The 22,566-nt window shown below is 67.5% G+C and carries 17 protein-coding genes, 2 tRNA genes and 2 pseudogenes; 16 read left to right on the forward strand and 5 right to left on the reverse strand.

The window, feature by feature from the left end; genetic code table 11:
* Positions 1-15 precede the first annotated feature (15 nt).
* On the reverse strand, positions 16-1,689 hold the full coding sequence (gene ettA, locus A9310_RS01120) for an energy-dependent translational throttle protein EttA (RefSeq protein WP_065629023.1): 1,674 nt from the start codon (positions 1,687-1,689) through the stop codon (positions 16-18).
* A 271-nt stretch (positions 1,690-1,960) separates the two neighbouring features.
* Here ettA and A9310_RS01125 point away from each other — a divergent pair, with 271 nt between their 5' ends.
* The 5 genes and pseudogenes from A9310_RS01125 (at position 1,961) to A9310_RS01145 (ending at position 6,947) form a co-directional block, all read left to right on the forward strand.
* On the forward strand, positions 1,961-2,953 hold the full coding sequence (locus tag A9310_RS01125; RefSeq protein ID WP_065629024.1) for a glycoside hydrolase family 26 protein: 993 nt from the start codon (positions 1,961-1,963) through the stop codon (positions 2,951-2,953).
* Positions 2,950-4,182 (forward strand): PP2C family protein-serine/threonine phosphatase, encoded by a 1,233-nt coding sequence (locus A9310_RS01130; protein WP_065629025.1) that lies wholly within the window; start codon positions 2,950-2,952, stop codon positions 4,180-4,182. Before A9310_RS01125 ends, A9310_RS01130 begins: the two co-directional genes overlap by 4 nt.
* Positions 4,179-6,155: pseudogene (locus A9310_RS01135) on the forward strand (glycosyltransferase family 2 protein). Before A9310_RS01130 ends, A9310_RS01135 begins: the two are co-directional and overlap by 4 nt.
* Positions 6,155-6,493, forward strand: a complete 339-nt coding sequence (locus A9310_RS01140; RefSeq protein ID WP_058250027.1) for an STAS domain-containing protein — start codon at positions 6,155-6,157, stop codon at positions 6,491-6,493. The pseudogene A9310_RS01135 and the gene A9310_RS01140 overlap by 1 nt, the downstream one beginning before the upstream one ends.
* Positions 6,494-6,533: 40 nt before the next feature.
* Complete coding sequence (locus A9310_RS01145) at positions 6,534-6,947, forward strand: ATP-binding protein (RefSeq protein ID WP_065629026.1); 414 nt, start codon at positions 6,534-6,536, stop codon at positions 6,945-6,947.
* 32 nt (positions 6,948-6,979) lie between these two features.
* Here the strand turns inward: A9310_RS01145 and A9310_RS01150 are convergent, their stop codons facing one another.
* Positions 6,980-7,408: a single-stranded DNA-binding protein gene (locus A9310_RS01150; RefSeq protein ID WP_065629027.1), complete on the reverse strand. Its 429-nt coding sequence runs from the start codon at positions 7,406-7,408 to the stop codon at positions 6,980-6,982.
* Between the two features lie 159 nt (positions 7,409-7,567).
* Here A9310_RS01150 and A9310_RS01155 point away from each other — a divergent pair, with 159 nt between their 5' ends.
* Complete coding sequence (locus A9310_RS01155; RefSeq protein WP_065629093.1) at positions 7,568-8,152, forward strand: chorismate mutase; 585 nt, start codon at positions 7,568-7,570, stop codon at positions 8,150-8,152.
* A gap of 13 nt (positions 8,153-8,165) precedes the next feature.
* On the opposite strand, the gene A9310_RS01160 is transcribed toward A9310_RS01155, so the two are convergent.
* Positions 8,166-10,190, reverse strand: coding sequence for a cytochrome c oxidase assembly protein (locus tag A9310_RS01160; protein ID WP_065629028.1), 2,025 nt, complete (start codon positions 10,188-10,190; stop codon positions 8,166-8,168).
* Positions 10,191-10,323: 133 nt separating this feature from the next.
* Between A9310_RS01160 and A9310_RS01165 the strand changes: the two genes are divergently transcribed.
* The 3 genes from A9310_RS01165 to A9310_RS01175 all read left to right on the forward strand — a co-directional run bounded on the left by A9310_RS01165 (position 10,324) and on the right by A9310_RS01175 (position 12,561).
* Positions 10,324-10,397: transfer RNA gene (locus A9310_RS01165), tRNA-Arg, on the forward strand.
* A 110-nt stretch (positions 10,398-10,507) separates the two neighbouring features.
* On the forward strand, positions 10,508-10,870 hold the full coding sequence (locus A9310_RS01170) for a hypothetical protein (RefSeq protein WP_065629029.1): 363 nt from the start codon (positions 10,508-10,510) through the stop codon (positions 10,868-10,870).
* Positions 10,870-12,561 (forward strand): alpha/beta hydrolase, encoded by a 1,692-nt coding sequence (locus A9310_RS01175; protein WP_065629030.1) that lies wholly within the window; start codon positions 10,870-10,872, stop codon positions 12,559-12,561. Before A9310_RS01170 ends, A9310_RS01175 begins: the two co-directional genes overlap by 1 nt.
* 145 nt (positions 12,562-12,706) lie before the next feature.
* Here the strand turns inward: A9310_RS01175 and A9310_RS01180 are convergent, their stop codons facing one another.
* Positions 12,707-14,026: a uracil-xanthine permease family protein gene (locus tag A9310_RS01180; RefSeq protein ID WP_065629031.1), complete on the reverse strand. Its 1,320-nt coding sequence runs from the start codon at positions 14,024-14,026 to the stop codon at positions 12,707-12,709.
* Between the two features lie 138 nt (positions 14,027-14,164).
* On the opposite strand from A9310_RS01180, the gene A9310_RS01185 reads away from it, so the two are divergent.
* From A9310_RS01185 to cmrA, 3 genes are all read left to right on the forward strand, one after another.
* Entirely contained in the window at positions 14,165-14,713 is a 549-nt protein-coding gene (locus tag A9310_RS01185) for a PadR family transcriptional regulator (RefSeq protein WP_058250020.1), read from the forward strand.
* Between the two features lie 74 nt (positions 14,714-14,787).
* The gene (locus tag A9310_RS01190) at positions 14,788-16,851 is read left to right on the forward strand and encodes an NADPH-dependent 2,4-dienoyl-CoA reductase (RefSeq protein WP_065629094.1); all 2,064 of its coding nucleotides are present in this window, start codon (positions 14,788-14,790) and stop codon (positions 16,849-16,851) included.
* A gap of 41 nt (positions 16,852-16,892) precedes the next feature.
* Positions 16,893-17,699: a mycolate reductase gene (cmrA, locus tag A9310_RS01195; RefSeq protein WP_065629032.1), complete on the forward strand. Its 807-nt coding sequence runs from the start codon at positions 16,893-16,895 to the stop codon at positions 17,697-17,699.
* 18 nt (positions 17,700-17,717) lie between these two features.
* Here the strand turns inward: cmrA and A9310_RS01200 are convergent.
* Positions 17,718-19,264, reverse strand: a pseudogene (locus A9310_RS01200) (helicase HerA-like domain-containing protein).
* Between the two features lie 68 nt (positions 19,265-19,332).
* Between A9310_RS01200 and orn the strand changes: the two are divergent.
* The 4 genes from orn to A9310_RS01220 all read left to right on the forward strand — a co-directional run bounded on the left by orn (position 19,333) and on the right by A9310_RS01220 (position 21,947).
* Complete coding sequence (gene orn / locus A9310_RS01205; protein WP_065629033.1) at positions 19,333-19,932, forward strand: oligoribonuclease; 600 nt, start codon at positions 19,333-19,335, stop codon at positions 19,930-19,932.
* Positions 19,933-20,034: 102 nt separating this feature from the next.
* A tRNA-His gene (locus A9310_RS01210) sits at positions 20,035-20,107 on the forward strand.
* A 160-nt stretch (positions 20,108-20,267) separates the two neighbouring features.
* Positions 20,268-20,612: a YciI family protein gene (locus A9310_RS01215; RefSeq protein WP_010841666.1), complete on the forward strand. Its 345-nt coding sequence runs from the start codon at positions 20,268-20,270 to the stop codon at positions 20,610-20,612.
* Between the two features lie 3 nt (positions 20,613-20,615).
* Positions 20,616-21,947 (forward strand): RNA polymerase sigma factor, encoded by a 1,332-nt coding sequence (locus tag A9310_RS01220; protein ID WP_065629034.1) that lies wholly within the window; start codon positions 20,616-20,618, stop codon positions 21,945-21,947.
* Positions 21,948-22,566 lie beyond the last annotated feature (619 nt).

Genomic DNA, 22,566 nt, shown 5'->3' on the forward strand with positions numbered 1-22,566 from the left:
CGGGCGGAACCGGGATTAATCGCGAGTCAGTTTGCGGTGCGTGACCCGGTGCGGGCGGGCGGCATCGGCGCCAAGGCGATCGACCTTGTTGGCCTCGTAGGCCTCGAAGTTGCCCTCGAACCAGAACCACTGCCCCTCTTCGACGTTGCCTTCCCACGCCAGGATGTGGGTACAGGTGCGGTCGAGGAACCAGCGGTCGTGGCTGATGACCACGGCACACCCGGGGAACTGCTCCAGCGCGTTCTCCAGCGAGCCCAGGGTCTCGACGTCGAGGTCGTTGGTCGGCTCGTCGAGCAGGATCAGGTTGCCGCCCTCTTTCAGGGTGAGCGCGAGGTTCAGGCGGTTGCGCTCACCACCGGAGAGCACCTCTGAGCGCTTCTGCTGGTCAGGTCCCTTGAACCCGAAGGCGCTGACGTAGGCGCGCGAGGGCATCTCGTTCTGGCCGACCTCGATGTAGTCGAGCCCGTCGGAGACGACCTCCCACACCGTCTTCTTGGGGTCGATGTTGGCGCGGCTCTGGTCAACGTAACTCAACTTGACCGTCTCGCCGACCTTCACCGTGCCCGAATCGGGCTGCTCGAGGCCGACGATCGTCTTGAAGAGGGTCGTCTTGCCGACGCCGTTCGGTCCGATCACGCCCACGATGCCGTTGCGCGGCAGGGTGAACGACAGGTCCTTGATGAGAACCCGGCCCTCGAAGCCCTTGTCCAGGTGCGAGACCTCGACCACGACGTCGCCCAGGCGCGGCGGCGTCGGGATCTGGATCTCCTCGAAGTCGAGCTTGCGGGTCTTCTCCGCTTCGGCCGCCATCTCCTCGTAGCGTGCGAGGCGGGCCTTGTTCTTGGTCTGGCGGGCCTTGGCGCCGGAGCGGACCCAGGCGAGCTCTTCCTTGAGCCGCTTCTGCAGCTTCTGGTCCTTCTTGCCCTGGACCTCGAGACGCTCGGCCTTCTTCTCCAGGTAGGTCGAGTAGTTGCCCTCGTAGGGGTGCAGCTTGCCGCGGTCGACCTCACAGATCCACTGCGCGACGTGATCGAGGAAGTACCGGTCGTGGGTCACGGCCAGCACGGCGCCCGAGTAGTTCGCGAGGAACTGCTCCAGCCACAGCACCGACTCGGCGTCGAGGTGGTTGGTCGGCTCGTCGAGCAGCAGGAGGTCGGGCTTCTGCAGCAGCAGCTTGCACAGTGCGACGCGGCGACGTTCACCACCGGACAGGTGGGTGACCGGCGAATCGGCCGGCGGGCAGCGCAGCGCATCCATCGCCTGCTCGAGTTGGGAGTCGAGGTCCCAGGCGTCGTTGTTGTCCAGGTCCTCCTGGAGCTTGCCCATCTCTTCCATCAGCTCGTCGGAGTAGTCCGTCGCGAGCTGTTCGGCGATCTCGTTGAAGCGGTCGAGCTTGACCTTGATTTCGCCCATACCCTCCTCGACGTTCTCCTTGACCGTCTTCTCCTCGTTGAGGGGCGGCTCCTGCAGGAGGATGCCGACGGTCGCGTCGGGGTCGAGGAACGCTTCGCCGTTCGACGGCTGGTCCAGGCCGGCCATGATCTTCAGGATCGACGACTTGCCCGCGCCGTTGGGTCCCACGACACCGATCTTGGCGCCCGGGTAGAAGGACATGGTGACGTCGTCGAGGATGACCTTGTCGCCGTGCGCCTTGCGAACCTTCTTCATCGTGTAGATGAACTCAGCCACGTGAAAACTCCTTCGGACCTGCTCGATGCCGTGTGATCTGTCTGCCGCGGACGCGGGGGGTGGGCGCCCGGGCGCACACACAATGGGGTCCAGCCTAGTCGCCGTCGCACGACGGGCGACGGTCCGGTGCGTCTGCGCCGGTTCGGTGCACCGTCTTTCGCGGGTTGACGCGCGGGTGGGCAGGTTTGCCGAGAGAATGTCGTGGGGACAAGAACGGGGGGATGGGTGAGCGCCGTGCCGGTGTGCGGCGGCGAGGCGATGGGAGCGGTCGATGGGTGCGGTACCCAGATGGACGATCGTGTCCGTGGTCCTGGGTGTCATGGTCGGGTCGATGGGCGTCGTCGCCTGCGAGCCGGCGCCGCGCGAATGTCCGCCGACCATCTCTCCCCTGCACGGCCCGGCCGGGGACTGCCTGCGGTTCGGTGTCAGCACCCCGAGCGGCCCGCTCCGCCCGGCCGAGGTCGCCGCGGTCACCGACCTCGTCGGGGTCCGGCCGACCGTCAACCTGTTCTTCGAGGACTTCACCGCGATCCCCCCGATCGCCGCACTCGACGCCGTGGTCGCCTCGGGTGCCGAACCGGTGGTCACCTGGGAGCCGTGGCGCCACCTCGGTGGTGACGACTACGACTGGGGCGCGTTCACGATGTCGTCGATCGTGGCCGGAGCCCACGACGACTACCTGTACCGCTGGGCCGACGAACTCGTCGCCTGGGGCGGGGTCGTCTACCTCCGGTTCGCGCACGAGCCGAACGGCGACTGGTACCCGTGGAGCCCCGCGGGCGGGACCTCCCCCGAGCTGTACATCGCCGCGTGGCGCCATGTCCACGACCTCTTCGCGTCCAAGAACGCGACCAACGTGAAGTGGGTGTGGGCCCCGAATGTCCCCCTTTCCGACGACGCTCCGCTGTCACGCTGGTACCCGGGCGACACCTACGTCGACGTCCTGGGGATCGACGGCTACAACTGGGGCGCGGTGCCCGGCCACCGATGGACTCCGCCGGCGGAGCTGTTCGCCGATTCGTTTGCACAGCTTCGTAACTTGTCCTCCGACACACCGATACTCGTCACAGAGGTCGGGTCGACAGAAGCCGGTGGTTCCAAAGCCGACTGGATCGCCGACCTGGTGACCTACCTCGACGACGCCGACGACGTCACCGGCTTCGTCTGGTTCGACCACGACAAAGAAGCGGACTGGAGATTGGGCAGCACGGCAGCAGCGGGCGCCGCGATGGCGCATGCACTCGAGAAAGCGGGACTGAGGTGACCCTGGTGGACGCGCACATCGATGCCGACATCGAAGAGGCACGACTGCATTCGATGCAGCAGTTGAACGTTCTCGACACGCCCCCGGAGGATCGGTTCGCGCAGATCACCCGGATGGCGAAAGCCGTGTTCGGCGTACCGATGTCGACGGTGTCGCTGCTCGACCGGGACCGGCAGTGGTTCAAGGCGGTCGACGGCATCGAGCTGCAGAACCTGCCGCGGGAACAGACGGTGTGCCAGGTGACGGTCGCGCGCGCCTACGACCACCCCGACGATCCGGCGCTGATCATCCCCGACGTCTCGAAGGTCCCGGCCTTCGCCGCGATCCCGCAGATCGCCGCCGACGACGGAATCCGCTTCTACGCGGGATATCCGCTGTACGGCCCCGGCGGACATCCCGTGGGGACCTTCTGTCTCTATGACACCCGGCCGCGGGAACTCACCACCGATCAAGAGGCGGCGTTCCGCGAGCTCGCCGCATGGGCGCAGCGGGAGATCGCGAACAGCGACGACCTGGAACGCGCAGCACTGGTGCAGCGTCAATTGCTGCCGCCGCCCCTCGGAGTCGTCCCCGGATGGTCGATCGCGGCGATGTGCCTGCCCGCCTTCGCCGTCGGCGGGGACTTCTACGATCACTACCCCTGGAGCGACGGCCTGGTGTTCACCGTCGCCGACGTCATGGGGAAGGGACTCGGCGCGGCGATCCTCACGGCGACGGTTCGATCGGCGATCCGAGCCGCATCCCGCGCACTCGACGCCGCCGGACATGCCGCGGCCGACGCCGACCTCGCGAAGGTGGTCGAGACGGTGGCCGATCAGCTCGCCGACGACTTCGCCGGCACCGAGACGTTCGCGACCGCGTTCCATGCACGCCTGCACACCGACGAGGGGCAGCTCGAATACGTGGACGCCGGCCACGGTCTGTCGATCGTCCGCCGGGCCGCCGGAGGTGTGGAGTCGCTCCCCGGGGGCGGTCTGCCGATCGGCATCCTGCGCGACGACACCTGGGACTCCGCCCGGGTCCACCTCGATCCCGGCGACATGGTCGTCATCACCTCCGACGGGCTGCTGGACCTCTTGCCGTCTGGTGACGAGTCGGCGTTGCAGGCACTCTTCGCCGACACCTCGACCCCGTCGCAGGTGTGCTCGATGGTGAGCGAACTGGTCGCCTCACGGCCGCCGATCGACGATGTGACCGTCGTGGCCATTCGTCGAGACGATGCGGGATGAGCGAGAGCGTCGAGGAGGCCACCCTCGCACGCACGGCCCCGTCGCCGTGGCTGCGGCTGGTGATCGTCGCCGCCGCGATCCTCGGGATCAACTACATCGTGTGGCGCTGGCTGGCCTCGGTGAACTGGGACGCCTGGTGGATCGCGGTTCCCCTGGTCGTCGCCGAGACCTACAGCCTGATCGACTGACTGCTGTTCGGGCTGACGATGTGGCGGCTGCAACACCGCCCCGATCCGCCTCCCCCGCCCGAGGGCGCCACCGTCGATGTCTTCATCACCACCTACAACGAACCCCTGGATCTGGTGATGAAGACCGCTGTCGCCGCGAAGGCGATCACCTACCCGCACACCACGTGGATCCTCGACGACGGTGATCGAGCCGAGCTCGCCGAGGCCGCGGCCCGGGCGGGCATCGGGTACATCACGCGATCGTCGAACTGGCTCGACAAACCGCGGCACGCCAAGGCCGGCAACCTGAACAACGCCCTGATGCAGACCGACGGCGAGTTCCTGCTCATCCTCGACGCCGATCAGATCCCCGAACCGCAGATCCTCGACCGCACGCTCGGCTATTTCCACGACGACAAGATGGCCCTCGTCCAGACGCCGCAGTATTTCGTGAACGTGCCGCCCGGCGACCCGCTCGGCAGCCAGGCCCCGCTGTTCTACGGACCGATCCAGCAGGGCAAGGACGGGTGGAACGCCGCGTTCTTCTGCGGATCCAACGCCGTGCTGCGCCGGGAGGCGCTGATGCAGCTCGGCATCACCCAGTATGTCTCCGCCGTCTCCGACGGCATCGATCGCGCCTTGCGCACCGCGCGTTCTGTCCTCAAGTCGACGCGCAAGCAGGTCGGGAAGGACAACCCCACCGCCTCGGCCGCGCTCGACGCCGTCGACGAGGCCGTGAAAGACGCACGCGCGCAGCTGAAGAAGAAAGAACCACTGGCCGAGATCACCTATCGCTTCCAGGCGCGCGTCGACGAGGCGGCACGCGGGCTCGTCGACGCCGACGTCGAGGCCATGCGCGCCGACCTCGAGGCCATCGAGGCGCTCACCGAGCTGAGCGAGCAGGAAGCCGGTGCCGGCGCCGTCGACTACGACGCGCTCGCGGTCCTCGCCGAGCGGGAGTGGTCGCCGCTCGGCGCCATCGAATCCATCCGCGCCATGGTCGCGGCGGTCGACGTCGGGCGATCCGACGAGGCCCAGCCCATGCTGCCCCTGGCCACCATCTCGGTGACCGAGGACATGGCGACCTGTATGCGGTTGCACGCCCTCGGCTGGAACTCCGCCTACCATCACGAGAATCTTGCCTTCGGCCTGGCGCCGGAGGACCTGAAAACCATGGTGACGCAACGGCTTAGGTGGGCGCAGGGCACGATCCAGGTGATGCTGCGGGAGAACCCGCTGGTACAGAAGGGCCTCACCCTCACTCAGCGACTCATGTACTGGGCGACGATGTGGAGCTACCTCGCCGGTTTCGCGGCCATCGCCTACATCGCGGCACCGGTGGTCTACCTGGTGCTGGGCATCCTGCCGGTCGAGGCCTACAGCTGGGACTTCTTCCTGCGGCTGATCCCGTTCCTGGTGGTCAACCAGATACTGTTCCTGGTGGTGGCACGAGGCACGCCGACGTGGCGCGGCCAGCAGTACAGCCTCGCTCTGTTCCCCGTCTGGATCAAGGCGTGCACCACCGCATTTCGCAACGTCTACATGAACCGTCCGCTCGGTTTCGCGGTGACCCCGAAGACCAAGCAGTCGCAGGATGCGTTGCCCTGGCACATCGTTCGGCCACAGCTGATCGCGATGGCGTTGCTCGTGGTGGCCTCGGTCATCGGTGTCGTGCAGCTGTACCGGGGCGCCGTCTCCGTTCTCGGCGTCGGCGTGAACCTGTTCTGGGTAGTGTTCGATCTGGTGATCCTGAGCGTTGTCATCACCGCGGTGCGGTACCGCGGTCCCGATGAGGAAGGGCAGTGATGGCGAATTTCGCAACACGTAGCGTCGACGGCGGCGCCGTGGCGATCCGGCCCGAGGGCCGGCTCAACATGGTTGTCGCCCCGCGACTCCGAGACCAGTTGCACGAGTTGGTCGGGTCCGGTTCGGCCCGGATCGTCGTCGACCTGTCCGGCACCGACTTCATCGATTCCTCGGGCCTGGGCGCACTCGTCTCCGGGTTGAAGGTGGCACGCCAGGCCGGCGGCGACCTCCGGATCGCGGCCCCGACGCCGCAGGTGGTCACCGTCCTGGAGTTGACCAATCTCAATCGCGTTCTGCGCGTCCACCCGTCGGCCGACGACGCCTTCGACGGGGCCTGACGGGACCCGTCCCACTCACCCAGAGATCGAGGCCCCGGCGATGACCGAGAACACCGCGACCCGCACCCTCGAGGAGATCACCTCGCTCGAGACCATGGACCACATCCACGCACTCCTCGCCGATCTCCTCGCGGAGTGCCCCATCGACGACATGGACGCGATGCAGTTCGAGCTCGCCGTGGCCGAGATCGGCGCCAACATCATCGAACACGCCGGGGACGGCGCAACCGTCACCCTGCGCCTCGAGCTGGAGGTCGCACCGGACCGGATCGAAGCCCGCTACTCCGACGACGGCAGTCCCGCCCGCGTCGATCTCGACGCCGTGAGCCTGCCCGACGACTTCGCCGAGCGTGGCCGCGGCCTGGCCATCGCGATCAACGTCCTCGACGAACTCGCCTATCGTCGTGCCGACGGCAAGAACCGCTGGCGACTGGTCCGGAACCGTTCGGATTGAGTTGTAGTCGGCTCGACCCCACGATCGTGCGTTCACGCCGCCGACTCGCGGGACTCGGGCGCGGTTGCGACGACCGACGCGTCGGCCGCACGCCCCTGTGCGGGCGTGCCGCGATAGGTGACCACGCAGCGGCTCAGGTCGAGTCCGACGGCCACGGCCGTCATCTCGAGATCGGAGCGACGTGAGCCGTCCGCCGACGGGTACTCGTTGGTCTTGATCTGACCGTGAGCCATCACCGGCCGTCCCTTGGCGATCGCCAGTCCTACGCCGGTCAGCAGACGCCGCCAGCAGCTGACCGTGAGATACAGCGTGGGACCGTCGGTCCACTCGCCGGTGGTCTTGTCGATGCGACGCGAGGTGCACGCCACGCGGAAGGAGATCACGTCCTCCCCGGTGGTCGTCTGCCGCCGACGGGGATCGGACACTACGGTTCCGATGACGGTCGTGTACGTCTCAAACATGGTCGTCTCCTACGGGTGTCGGCCACGGGAAGATGTGGCCGCACCAGCATCACCCGCAGCGGGGCCGTCAACCGTCGAGGCCGCACGACTGTGGAGAACTCGACGTGTTACCCACAGATCGCGATGCACCTGACGCTCGCCGCCCATACACTTCGCAGGGTGCGCATCCGAAGGCTCCTGGTAGGTCTCATCTCAGCGGCAACAATGCTGGTTGCCCCGCCCCTCGCAGGCGCTGCGCCGGTCGCTTCGCCGACATTGACCGGTCTGACCGAGGCGATCGCGGGCCGGCTCGCACTGGCCGCCACCGTCGCCGCGACGAAGTGGGCGTCCGGTGCGGCCATCGACGACCCGGCACGCGAACAGGTGGTCCTCGACACCGTGTCGCAGCTGGCCACCGACCGGGGTCTCGACCCCGCCTACGTGCGCAGTGTGTTCCGCGATCAGATCGAGGCGAGCAAGACCGTCCAGCGCGGACTGTTCGCGCAGTGGCGGCTGCCCGGGCAGACTGCCCCACCTGCGACGTCCGATCTCGGTCCGGTCCGGACCGCGATCAACGAGTTCACCGTGGCCATCGTCGATGAGCTCGCCGCCGCAGGCGAACTCGTGACGAGCTTCCGGTGTCCCCCACAGCTGATCACTGCGACCGGCCGCACCGCTGCCGATTTCGGCTTCGATCCCCTGCACGCCGGCGCCTTGATCCAGGCCGGGTCGTCGGTCTGCACGGTGTCGACGGGGTCCGGATGAGACCTGTTGCCGCTCAACCGCGCTTGTTGAGTTCCTTCAACATCTCGTTGTAGCTGCCGAGGTCCGCGTCGTGGTCGCGGTCCGCGTTGCGGTCGAAGCGTCGCGCCAGCTTCGTATCGCTGCGCTGCCACTGCACGAACAGCGCGAGCAGGACCACCACCAGGGGGATCTCGCCTGCGGCCCAGGCTATTCCGCCCCCGACACGTTGGTCGTCGAAGAGGCCGTAGTTCCACGGGAGATTGAGCCCGCGGTAGTAGGCCTCGGCGATGACCGCGGTCGTCATCATGAGGGCGATGCCGAAAAACGCGTGGAACGGAATCGAGGCCATCACGAGGCCCAGCTTTGCCACGGGTGACACCTGACGCGGCGCCGGGTCGATGCCGATCACCAGCCAGTAGAAGAGGTAGCCGCTGATCAGGAAGTGCAGATTCATCAACAGGTGCGCCGCGTGGTACTGGACCACGGCCTCGTAGAGACCTCCGAGATACAGAACGTAGAAGCTGCCGACGAACATGACCGCGGCGATCAGCGGATGCGTCAGGATCCGGGACGGCGCCGAGTGCACGCCCAGCTGAATCCACTCGCGCGGGCCCGGCGGATTGCCCCGACCGGCCGGCGGCAGTGCCCGCAGGGCGAGCGTGACCGGGCCACCGAGCACCAGCAGGACCGGCACCATCATCGACAGCAGCATGTGCGCGATCATGTGGATGCTGAACATCGCCGGGGCGTAGCGGCCCAATCCCGATGACGTCGCCAGCAACAGCAGCAGACACCCGAGGAGCCACGCGACGGTGCGACCGACCGGCCAGGCATCACCCCGGCGCCTCAGGCGGATGACTCCCCGGAGATACACGACGGCGAGCACGATCGCCGCGAGCCCGAAGATCAGGTCGAAGCGCCACTCGGTGAGAAGGCGGACGAACGTCGGCGGCCCGTCGAGGTCGTAACCGATCGCGTTCTCGGTCGCCGAGATCTGGGTGGTGTCCACGAGTGGAGGCGGCGTACGGCTCAGGCCGACGGCCAGGCCGAAGGTCGCGGCGAACACGGCGAGTTCGACCAGTCCGAAGCGGACGAACAGCGACGGCTTGTCGTCGGCGTCCAGTTGGGCGATGGTGACGCGACGATGCCACGCGCCGAGTCCGCCGAGCACGACCAGGGCCACCACCTTCGCCACGATCAGACGGCCGTAGGTGTCGGTGAACAGGTCGCCGAGCGGCACCCTCACCAGGGCGTTGACGACACCGCTGGCGCCCACGACGAGGATGCACCAGAACGCGACGCGCGAGAACCGGCGCACCGCCAGGGCGCGCCATCGTCCGTCGGCGAGGGCGTAGACCACGACCGCGGCGAGACCGCCGAGCCACAGGGTCGCGCCGATGATGTGCAGGATCAGGCTGTTGGTGGCGACGTCGTGGTTGCCACCCGACGAGGAATGGCCCGCGAGCGCGGACGGCATCAGGCTGAACACGGAGAACGCGATGACCGCGATGGTCGGACCCCAGTGCAGGGTCATCCGGGCGATGATGGCCGCGACCAGTGCGAACACCGCGGTCCAGAACCAGGTGCGCACCTCCGCGACCTGGCCGTAGGCGGTCAGCAGGTTCGCCGGGCGGATCGCCTCTGCCAGCGGCGCCCCACTGATCTCCGACGCCGAGAACGGCATCAACAGCAGAGCGGAGACCGTCCACGTCAGCGCGCTCGCCGCCGCGATCCGGATGGCGCGGTAACCCCCGACGTCGAGGACGCCGCTCGCTTGGGGCGGCACGAAAAACGCGGCGAACACGGCCGACCCGAGTGCGATCGCCGCGGCGAACTCGCCGATCGCGGTCAGCGCAGGTGCGCCGTAGGTGGTCAGCGGCCCCGGATCGGGCACACCTGTCAGCCGGAGAGCCGACGCCGCGGAGATCGCGGTGACGGCGACGGCGACGATCGCGGCGAGCCAACCCGATGCCCACAGGATCGCGGTGACGACGCCGCGCGGTTCGTTCATCGCGTCGCGATGCTGCTCCGCGGAGGCGGGCGTCGACGTGCGGGTCATCCTCCAACTGTAGGACCGGCCACTGACGTGATCCCAATTCGACCTGGCCCGCCGTGGCGCACGGCATAGCGACGACGGTGTCGTAGACTCTCTCTGCCCGGCCGCTCGTGCGCCACGTCACGCTCGCCGGTCAGCCTCCGTAGCTCAGGTGGATAGAGCAAGGGCCTTCTAATCCCTAGGTCGCAGGTTCGAGTCCTGCCGGGGGCACGTCATGTGCCTGTCGCCGACCGCTCGAAGCGGATCGGGAACCGTTCGGGGCACGCCGTGCGTCATAGTCCTGCCCCACACCTCGGTGGGTCGCGACTCCCTGGAGGATCATGACGCTCCCCCGCTCTCTGTCCGGTTTTCCGCCCCTCTCATCTGGTCGACGAGACCAGAAGGGTTCAGAAGCATCGCTGTTCGGTGTCGATCCCACCGAGGTCGAGGGCATCGCGCGCACCTGGCAGGCCGCCGCGATCGCGATCCACGCCGCGGATGTCGAGGCCGTCGGAGCGGCGCTCGGACCCTCGAGTCGCGTCGTGCGTGCCCTCGCCGCCACGATCGGACCCGCACGGCTGGCGGTGGACTCCATCGGTGAACGCCTGATGACGATGAGCCAGATGCTGCGGGCGTTCGACGCGACGACGGCAGACGCCGACGCGCGGTCGGGCACTCGGTTCCGCTCGCTTCGGAACCGCTGATGCGACCCACCCTCTCGCAGTTGCGCGCGTGGGATCCGCAGTCGATCGCCGCCGCCGGGTCCGCTGCCTCGACGCTCGCCGAGCGCATCGACACCGGCATCGGTCGCGCGGTGCGTGCCTTCGACAACGCCTCGAGGTGGTCGGGCGGCACGCACGATGCTGCGCACCACGCCATCTGGGCGGAACACGATCATGCCGGCGAGGTCCGCAACGTGGTGCAGATGATCGCCGACGAGGCCACCGATGCCGCCGCCGACCTCGGCTACGCCCGCGACTTCGCACTTGGTGTCGTCCGGGGAGCCGAGGGGCTGGGCTTCACCGTCTTCGACGACGGCGAGGTGACACATCCAGAGCACGAATTCGACGGGCAGGCCGCCCTTCTCGCGGAATCCATCGCCGAGGCTCTCGACACCGTCGACGCCCTCGACGAGCGCTACGGTGCACGACTCGAGACCTTCGCGGCCGACCTCGCGTCGATGACGGCGGGTCAACCCGACGTCACACTGCCCGGGGGCGCCGAGATGGACGCGGATCAGGCCGTCCGCATGCTGGAGACGCTCACGCCGACCCAGGTCCGCGACGTCATCGAACAGATGGGTGCCGACGACGTCCGACGTCTGGTGCAGGCCGACCCGCACGTCATCGGGAACCTACCGGGCGTCCCGTTCGCGATCCGCGCCCAGGCCAACGAGATCAACATCCGCAACGCACTTCTCGACGAGATGGCGGCCGGTCGCGCGCACTGCCGAAGAGCTCGGACCCTGCGCGGACTCCTCGAGCCCAGCCCCGACCCGATCGCCGACGAGACACCCCGCGGCGACGACGGACTCGTCGAGCGGGCCTTCATCACCTTCGTCAACACTCCGCGCGGACGCATGGTCGAGATGATCGGATCGCTGCCGCCCGGCACCCCGAACACGACGACCTACGTCCCCGGGACCGGTACGGACCTCGACACCGCTGTCGGCCACAACCGCACGGCCGCAACCGAACTCGCGGCACGCACCGGCGGCCCGGTGTTCCTCTACCTCGACGGCGACCTCCCGCCCGACCTCCGCGCGGCGGCGAGTCCGAGCTTTGCCGCAGCCATGGCGCACCGCCTGGAGTTGTTCGGTCGCGAACTCGACGCCGAGATCGCGCATCTCGCACCCGGCGCGACCACCACCTACATCGGCCACAGCTACGGCGGGTCGGTCGTGGGCTCGGCCGAACAACTCGGCTTGTCCCCCGACCGCGTCATCTACGCGTCGTCGGCGGGCACCGGCATCTACGACACCCCGCATCCCGACGGCGTGGATCGATACTCGCTGACCTTCCCGGGCGACCCGATCCACTACGTCCAGTCCTTTCCCGGGAACCCGCACGGCCACGACCCCGACACCGCGCCCGGCGTGATCAGGCTCGACACCGGCACAGTCGAGCTCGACGAGCGCACAGTCGACGGGGGTCTGGTCACCCACGGTGCCTATTGGAACGACCCGGAATCCACGGCCTTCCAGAACATGGTGAAGGTCATCGTCGGCGCCGAACCCGACCTCTACGTCCCCCGCAAGCCCGACATCGCCGAACTCCCGCCACCGGTCGGCGCACCTGCTCCCCTGTGGTGGCTCTATCTCTTCAACGATCGCGCCGACGGGGACATCGACCTACCGGGGCCGATTCCCGACATCCCGCTACGGCTGCCGTGGTGAGCCGCGACTCGAACACACGCCAGGCTTTCGAGTAGTCGTCCGTTTGATCCCGGTCCTCTCGCGACCGTCCACCTGCGAACCTCAACTCGACTCCTGGACCTCGATCGAAGTCCATCAGTCGAGTTGAGGTTCGTCGGTCGGACACCTATGCGTCGCCGTGGTGAGTGTCCGTCCGGCCGACGTCGACCGTTCCCCGCCACCCGCCGATGAGGCGCATGGAGTGATAGATGACCAGTGCCGCGACCGAGCCCAGCGAGATGCCGGCGAACACGAGGTCGCCGACCTGCCAGGTGTAGTCGGCGATGCCGATGATGAGCGGGATCGCCGCGGTGAACTGGTTGATCGGCTTGGAGAAGTCGACCTTGTTGGTCACCCAGATCTGGACGCCGATGACACCGACCAGACCGTAGAGCGCGGTCGTGACACCGCCGAGCACGCCGGGCGGGATCGCGGCGATCACGGCGCCGACCTTGGGCGACAGTCCGAGCAGGATCGCCGCGCCGCCGGCCACCCAGTAGGCCGCCGTCGAGTACACCTTGGTCGCCGACATCACACCGATGTTCTCGGCGTAGGTCGTCGTGGCCGACCCGCCGCCGCTGCCGGCCAGCATCGTGGCCACTCCGTCCGCGGCCAGCGCGCGACCCATGGTCGCGTCGTAGTCCTTGCCGGTCATCATCGCGACCGACTTCACGTGGCCGATGTTCTCGACGACGAGCACCAGCACCACGGGGAGGAACAACGGCAGGACACCCAGGTCGAACGTGGGCGTCTGGAAGTCGGGCAGTCCGATCCAGGCGGCGTCACCGATGGCGGAGGTGTCGATGTAGTCGTTGTCGCTGTCGGTCCGGTCGAGGATCAGCGCGAGGACATATCCGGCCACGACGCTCAGGAAGATCGCCAGGCGCCCGAGCAGCCCGCGGAACAGCACCGCGGAGGCCACCAGCAGCACCAGCACGATCGTCGCAAGGACGGGATCGGCGACGAAGTTGTTCTTGGCCGCCGGCGCCAGATTGAGCCCGATCAACGCAACGATCGCGCCGGTCACGACGGGTGGCATCAGGGTCTCGATCCATCGCACACCCGCGAAATGACTGATGAGCCCGATGACGACGAGCAGAGCGCCGACCGCCACGAGCCCGCCGAGCGCCGACGACGCCCCGTCGGAGGCGACGGCGGCTGTCACCGGCGCGATGATGGCGAAACTCGAACCCAGGTAACTGGGCAGGCGGTTGCGGGTGATCAGCAGGAACAGAATCGTGCCGACGCCGGAGAAGAACAGCGTCGTCGACGGCGGGAATCCGGTCAGCACCGGGACGAGGAAGGTCGCGCCGAACATGGCGACCACATGCTGCAGACCGATGCTGACCGTCCGCGGCCAGGTCAGCCGTTCCTCCGGTGCCACGACCGCGTTGTCGGTCAGCTTCCAGGACAGCAGATTCCGAGACCTCGTCTCCGGTTCACCCATGCCGAACAGTGTGCGGCACGGATGCTGACGACGCCTCACTTCGGGTCTTCCTCGGTCGGCGTCGCCGCCGCCCGATATGCAACTCGACTCATATACACCTTGTTGCATAGTGCATTGTTGCAGTGTTAGATTGCTCTCATGGCGCTCGAACACGCGATTCTGGTGTCGCTGGCCGAGCGACCGGGAACGGGCTATGAGATCGGTCAGCAATTCGACCGCAGCATCGGCTACTTCTGGTCGGCCACGCATCAGCAGATCTACCGGACGCTGAAGAAGCTCCTCGACGACGAACTGGTCAGCGTCGAGTCGATCAGTCAGGACGGTCGTCCGGACAAGAAGGTCTACACGATCTCCGATGCCGGGCGCGACGCCCTGGCCGACTGGGCGATGAGTCCGACCCCACTGCAACCGCTCCGCAGCGACATCGGCGTGAAGCTGCGGGCCGCGGAGTTCGGCGACCTCGCCGCCATCATCGGCGAACTCAAGGCCCACCGCGACGAGCACCTCGCGCAACTGAAGCTCTACACCGGCTTCCAGGCCGACTACTACCCCGATCCCGACACGCTCACCGGCCGCAAACTGCACCAGTACCTCGTCCTCCGCGGCGGCATCCGCCAGGAGCAGGGATACATCGAATGGTGCGACGAGGTCATCCACGGACTCGAACGGGAATTGACCGAGAGCTGAGTTAGCCAGTCCCGCAACACCTTCGATACCGCCAAATCCGTCCACCCAGGTTCACCGAGATGAAAGGTCGCGCCATGTCAGCCCCGACGGCACAACCGAACCAGCACTATCCGCACCTGTTCACGCCCCTGCAGATCGGCGGCATGACCATCGAGAACCGACTGGTCATGGGTTCGATGCACACCGGTCTCGAGGACCGGTTCTGGGACACCGACAAGCTGGCCGCGTACTTCGCCGAACGCGCCAAAGGCGGTGCGGGACTGATCATCACCGGCGGCTTCGGCACCAGCCGGACGGGTTTGCTCGCCTTCGCCGGCGGCAAGATGACCAACGTCGTCGACATGACCCGCCACAAGCGCGTGACCAAGGCCGTGCACGACGAAGGCGGCAAGATCGCGATGCAGCTGATCCACGCCGGCCGCTACGGATACACGCCGTTCAAGGTCGCTCCCGGCACCGATCCGTCGCCGATCCACCCCTTCAAGCATCTGAAGATGACCGAGCCGATCATCCGCCACGTCATCAGGTCGTTCGGGCAGTCCGCCAAGCTGGCACGCAAGGCCGGCTACGACGCCATCGAGATCATGGGCGGCGAGGGCTACCTCATCAACCAGTTCCTCTGCCCTCACACCAACGACCGCACCGACAAATGGGGCGGCAACACCGAGAACCGCCAGCGTTTCCTGGTCGAGGTCATCAAGGAGATCCGCCGTCAGGTCCCCCGCGACTACCCGGTGATCCTGCGTCAGTCGATCGCCGACCTGATCCGCAAGGGACAGACCTGGGACGAGGTCGCGCTGATGGCTCGCAAGGCCGAGCAGTACGGCGTCGACGCCATCAACACCGACATCGGCTGGCACGAGGCCCAGGTTCCCACCATCGTCACCTCGGTGCCGCGCGGGGCATTCGTGAAGTTCACCGAACGGCTCCGCGACGAGGTCTCGATCCCGCTGATCGCGGCCAACCGCATCAACACCCCGGAACTCGGCGAGGAGATCCTCGCGAACGGACGCGTCGACGCCATCCAGATGGCCCGGCCGTTCCTTGCCGATCCCCACCTGGCGAACAAGGCCCGCGAGGGTCGTTCCGACGAGATCAACACCTGCATCGGCTGCAACCAGGCCTGCCTTGACCACGCCTTCGTGGGCAAACACGTGTCGTGCCTGGTGAACCCCATCGCGGGACGCGAGACCACGCTCATCCTGGGTCCGACACGAAAGGCCAAGCGCCTCGCCGTGATCGGCGCGGGCCCGGCCGGCCTGTCGTCCGCCGTCGCCGGCGCCAAGCGCGGCCACAAGGTCACCCTGTTCGAGGGCGGCGACTCCATCGGCGGCCAGTTCTCCATCGCCGCACGCATTCCCGGCAAGGAGGAGTTCAGCGAGACGATCCGCTACTTCACCCGTCAGATCGAGGTGCTCGGTATCGAGGTCCGGCTGAACACCCGCGCCGACGCCGAGCAGATCATCGCCGAGAAGTTCGACGACGTGATCGTCGCGACCGGCGTCGTGCCGCGCATCCCGAGCTTCCCCGGCGTCGATCACCCGATGGCGATGTCGTACGCCGACGCCGTGCTCGGACATCGGGAGATCGGCAAGCGCGTGGCCGTGATCGGTGCCGGCGGCATCGGTTTCGACGTCAGCGAGTTCCTCACCACCGACGAGTCGCCGACGATGAATCTCAAAGAGTGGGAACAGGAATGGGGCGTGACGGAGGATCCGGAGAAGCCCGGCTTCGTCACCAAGCCGCGGCCGCTTCCGCCGGTGCGTCAGGTCTACCTGGTCCAGCGCAAGGTCGGTAAGCAGGGCAAGTCCCTCGGCAAGACCACCGGCTGGGTCCATCGCGCGACGATGAAGATGAAGGGCGTCGAGCAGATCAGCGGCGCCACCTACGACAAGATCGACGACCAGGGGCTGCATCTGAGCTTCCGCGACGACGAGGGCAACGTCACCGACACCCGCGTGCTCGAGGTCGACAACGTGGTGATCTGCGCGGGCCAGGAGTCGGTACGCGATCTGGTCGATCCGTTGACGCTGGCCGGGGTCACGACGCATGTGATCGGCGGGGCCGATTACGCCGGCGAGCTCGACGCCAAGCGCGCGATCCGGCAGGGCACCGAGGTCGCCGCCGGCATCGACTGACGCTCGGTCTCGGCGCGAGAGGCGGCGGCTACCATTGCGACATGCCGGTACCGCCGCCCTCCGCCACCGCCCGTGCCGTCGTCACCGGGGCCTCGTCCGGGATCGGACGGGAACTCGCACGCGCGCTGGCCGCCCGGGGTCATTCGGTCATCCTCGTCGCCCGTCGGGGCGACCTTCTCGAGGAACTAGCCGGCGAACTCCGCACGGCACACGAGGTCTCGGTCGAGGTCCGCGCGGTCGACCTGTCGGACCCGACGAAGGTGGAAGTGCTCGCCGCCGAGTTCGCGGGCCGCGAGATCTCGATCCTCTGCAACAACGCGGGCATCGCGACCTTCGGGCCGGTCGCCGACCTCGACGCCGACTACGAACGCGCGCAGGTTCGGCTCAACGTCAACGCGGTCCACGACCTCACCCTGGCGGTGCTCCCGCACATGGTCAGGCGCGGCTCGGGCGGCATCCTGATGGTCGGGTCGGCCGCCGGAAACATGCCGATTCCCAACAACGCGACGTACGCGGCATCGAAAGCCTTCGTGAACAGCTTCAGCGAGTCCCTGCGCGGCGAGGTGTGCGGGCAGGGCGTGCACGTCACCCTGCTCGCGCCCGGCCCGGTGCGTACGCACACTCCCACCCCGGACGAGGCGTCCATCGTCGACAAGGTCGTCCCGGACTTCCTGTGGCACTCCTCGGCCAAGGTCGCCGAGATGAGCTTGGATGCCTTGGCGCACAACAAGATGCGCGTCGTGCCAGGCACCCTGTCCAAGGCGATGTCGGTGGCCGGCGGGTACACACCGCGCGGGGTGGTGGCCCCGATCGTCGGTGGGTTCTACCGCAAGTTCAGCGCGGAGTAGGAGTCGTCCGGGCGCCGTTCAGCGCCGCCGGCGACGCCCCGTGCCGAAGATCGCGCGACTGAATTCACGTCCGGCCGCGCTCGCCGCCGATCGCAGGAAACTCTGCATCGGCTTGCTCGTGAGCACCTCGGTCAGGAGCCCTGGCTCCTCCGGCATCGGCTCCGGGGCCGGCGTCGGCGGCACGGGTGCCGGTGCGTCGGCGGGCTCCCCCGGTGCGAGGGTGTTGGCGGCCAGGATCTCGTACGCCGACTCGCGGTCGATGGGCGTGCCGTACTTCGCGTACAACGGCCCGGCTTTCGCCGCCGAGGTGACAGCGTCGGCGCCGATCGCCTCCATCGCCGACCGGGGCGCTCGGACCACCGTCCACGCCACCGGGGTCGGCGCACCGCGCTCGGACACGTCACGACCGCCTCGCCCGTACCGAGAGAGGTCAGCACCTGCTCGAGGTCGTAGACCTCCGACACGGGGTAGGTCTTGACCGTCGTACGCAGCGCCTTCTGGTCGTCGGGGGTGAAGGCGCGCAGCGCGTGCTGGATCCGGGCACCCAGCTGGGACAACACTTCTTTCGGGATGTCCGTCGGCAGCTGGGAGCAGAAGAACACGCCGACGCCCTTCGACCGGATCAGTTTCACCGTCTGCACGACCTGGTCCACGAAGGCTTTCGACGCGTCGTCGAACAGCAGATGCGATTCGTCGAAGATGAAGACCAGCTTCGGTTTGTCGAGGTCGCCCACCTCCGGCAGGAACTCGAACAGATCGGCCAGAATCCACATGAGGAAGGTCGAGAAGAGCGCGGGGCGGGCCGCCTGGGTACCGAGCTCGAACAACGTGATGATGCCGCGTCCGTCGGGCGCCGTCCGGATGAGGTCGGCGGGATCGATCTCGGGTTCGCCGAAGAACGTGTCACCGCCGTCGGCCTCGAGATTCGACAGCGCCCGCAGGATCACGCCGGCGGTCTGCCGCGACACCCCGCCGATCCCCTTCAGTTCGGCCTTGCCCTCGTCGCTGGTGAGGAAGGCGATGACCGACCGCAGATCCTTCAGATCGAGAAGCGGCAAGGCCTTCTTGTCCGCCCAGTGGAAGATGAGGCCCAGCGTCGACTCCTGGGTGGCGTTGAGCCCCAACACCTTACTGAGCAGGATCGGCCCGAACGAGGTGATGGTCGCACGGATCGGTACCCCGATTCCCTCCGCACCCAGCGAGACGAACTCGACCGGGTGCGCTGCCGGTTGCCAGTCGTCGCCGGTCTGGTGGGAGCGTTCGGCGATCTTGTCGTTGCCCACGCCCGCTCGGCTGAGTCCGGACAGGTCGCCCTTGATGTCGGCCATGACGACAGGAACGCCGTTGCTCGACAGTTGCTCGGCGATGAGCTGCAGCGTCTTGGTCTTTCCCGTCCCGGTCGCGCCGGCAACGAGACCGTGCCGGTTCATCATCGACAGCGGGATTCGGACCTTCGCCGCGGGATCCACCTGCCCCGCCACCGAGACGGCGCCCAGTTCGAGTGCGGCGGTGCTGAACGCGTATCCGGCGGCGATGTGCTGCGCCGGACTGGAGGCTTCGGTCACGAGCACACGATAGACCTCGGGGGCCGATGTCCCGCGGATTCGCGCGCGAGGTTGGCTAAGGTTGTCGGGTGCAGGACAAACTGGTGTGGATCGACTGCGAGATGACCGGACTCCGACTCGAGTCGGACAAACTCATCGAGATCGCGGCCCTGGTGACCGACGGCGACCTCAACATCCTCGGCGACGGTGTCGATGTCGTGATCCACGCCGACGACGAGTCGCTGGCGTCGATGCCCGACGTGGTGACCAAGATGCATGCGGCCTCGGGTCTCACCGAGGAGGTGCGGGCGTCCACCGTCACCCTCGCCGAAGCCGAGAAGCTGGTGCTCGACTACATCCGCAAGCATGTGACCACCGCCGGCGCGGTCCCCCTCGCGGGCAACTCGATCGGTACCGACCGTGGATTCATCACGCGGGACATGCCCGAACTCGACGCCTACCTGCACTACCGCATGGTCGACGTCAGCTCGATCAAGGAACTGTGCCGGCGCTGGTACCCCAAGGTCTATTTCGGCCAGCCCGAGAAGGGCCTCGCGCATCGGGCCCTCGCGGACATCCGCGAGTCGATCCGGGAACTCCGCTACTACCGGGCCGCGGCGTTCGTGCCCGCCCCCGGCCCGGACACCGATGCCCTCGCCGAGATCGTCAAAGACCTCGGCCCCGCCTGAACACGCAGGTCGGGTAACCGATTGGAGTTCTGCGGCACCGACCCGCTAGAGTGTTGATGGCTCTGAGACCCGGCGCTGACGCCCAGGTTTCCGACGCCGATGGTGGATGTAGTTCAGTTGGTAGAGCACCAGGTTGTGATCCTGGCTGTCGCGGGTTCGAGTCCCGTCATCCACCCCGACGAAGCCCCGTCTGCGATCCGCAGGCGGGGCTTTTTGGTGCTGCGGTCTCTTCCCCGGCTTGCTGTCGATATCCGGAATCGCCGTACGTCACCATGGTGTCGGACCGATCCGGTTCGGCATCATGGCCACATCAGTCGGCCGAGACTGGAGGAACGATGAAGTACGCATTGCTGCTCATGGGACATGTCAACGATCCGGCCTGTGGTGAGGACGGTGGCGCCAGCCCCGAAGAGTTCTTCGCCTTCGACGAGGAGATCACCAAGGCCGGTGTCGTCGTCAACTCCTTCGCGCTGGAGGACGAGCGCGCGGTGGTGCACACCGACGACAGCGGCGAGCGGGTGGTCGCGTCGTCCGGGCCGTTCGCCGAGGTGCGGGAGTTCGTCGGCGGGGTGTACGTCATCGACGTCGCGAACGTCGACGAGGCGATCGAGTGGGCCCGCCGCAGCCCCGGTTCGGCGCCCGGCGGCCATGTCGAGATCCGGCCGCTCGCACCGTACTGAGCGATGACGAACAATTCACACCGTTCGGCGGCCACGGATTCCGCAGGGTCCGTGGCCCGCCGGGCGGTGTCGGCCGTCGATCGCGACGTCCGTTCTCGTGTACTCGCCACGCTCACGAAGAAGTTCGGCGATCTCGACCTCGCGGAGGACGCGTTGCAGGACGCGATCGCGCAGGCCCTGATCACCTGGTCGCGTACCGGAGTCCCGGATTCACCGGAGGCATGGCTGACGACGACGGCCAAACGCAAGGCGCTCGACGTGGTGCGGCGTGAATCCGTCCTCGCCGGGAAACTGGCCCGCCTGCACACCGAGAGCGAACGTGCCTCCACCCCTGCGGAGTTCGCAGACCCGGCCGAGGCGCCGCCACCGGGGTTGCCGGACGAACGCCTCGGCATGTTCTTCGCCTGCACCCATCCCGTGCTCCGCGCCGAGGACCGGATCGCGCTCACCCTCCGGTTCGTCGCCGGGCTGACCACCGCGGAGGTCGCGCATGCGCTGCTGATCCCGGTACCGACGACCCAGCAGCGAATCGTGCGCGCCAAGAAGCGGATCGGCGCGCTGGGTGTTCCGTTCGCGCCGCCGCGCGAGGGCGATCTCCCGCGTCGGCTCGGCGGGGTCCTGCGAGTCATCTACCTGCTGTTCTCCGAGGGGTTCGCGCGCTCGACCGGGGACGCGCACATCCGCGACGATCTCACCGAGGAAGCCATCGGCCTCGCTCGGACCCTGCGCGCACTGCTCCCACGCGCCGAGACGACCGGACTGCTCGCCCTTCTGTTGCTCACCCAGTCCCGCCGGCCGGCTCGACTCGACTCCGACGGCCGACCGGTTCCGCTGGATGACCAGGATCGCCGGCTCTGGGACCGGGCGCTCGTCGCCGAGGGCGTCGCGCTCGCGGAACACGCTGCGGCACAAGCAGACGCCGGTCTGTACACGATCCAGGCGGCGATCGCGGCCGTGCACGCCGAGGCCGCCACCGCGGACGAGACCGACTGGACCCAGATCGCCGTCCTGTACCGACTACTCGAAGCGCACGACCCCGGACCCGTGGTGCGCGTCGGTCGCGCAGTCGCCGTCGGGCGTGCCTACGGTCCGGCCCGCGGCATCGCGATGCTCGATCGGTTGCAGGCGGACACACAACTCGACCGGTTCCGGCCCTTTCACATCGCCCGTGCCCTCACGCTGAGCGAACTCGGCGACGACCGCGGCGCGGCGACCGCATACCGCCGCGCGCTCGAACTACCCGGCAACGGCGCCGAGGACGACTATCTCGCCGACGCCCTGTCCGGGCTCTTCACCGACCCGGTCCGAGACGACAGGAAGCTGGGCGAGATGTGATCTCGTTGCAGAAGCCGTCGTCCAGTCGGACGAATAGGTGTCAACCTCACTRCGCCGAACCCGCGATGTATCACACTGAGATCCCCGTCTAGGTGCCAGCGAACGCCAGCGTCAACGTGCTTTACACAATCGAGGCGGATGCCCCTCACGTGTCGATCGCGTATGCCCCTGGACAGTGGCAGGACTATGTGATTCCGTACTCGAACCTCGCCGGACGGTACTCACTGACACTCAACACCGGACCTGCGACCAGGCCGGCCGCAATGTACATCGCCGCAATCGGCTACGGGACGGTGCACTGCCGAATACGCGTCTCCGGTCAGGTCGTTGCTGTGGACAATTCACGGTCCGTCGTTGTCTGCCAGGCGTGACCTCCCGACCGCCAGACTTTAACTCGACCGGCAGACTTCGATCGAGGTCTGCCGGTCGAGTTGAAGTCCAGGGGTCGGGGGGTCGACGGCGCCCGGGGACCTTCGTCCCCGAAAGTCCCCGAAGCCGGGCGCATGGGCATGCCTCGCAGTAACGTTCACCACATGCCTTCCTACTGGGTCATGCCTGCCGTTGCCCTGATCTCGTGCATCATCATCGGGATCGGGTTCATCATCGGGATCCCGGGCGG

Origin of the sequence: Gordonia sp. UCD-TK1 (genome assembly GCF_001691435.1) — a bacterium.
Taxonomy (GTDB): domain Bacteria; phylum Actinomycetota; class Actinomycetes; order Mycobacteriales; family Mycobacteriaceae; genus Gordonia; species Gordonia hongkongensis.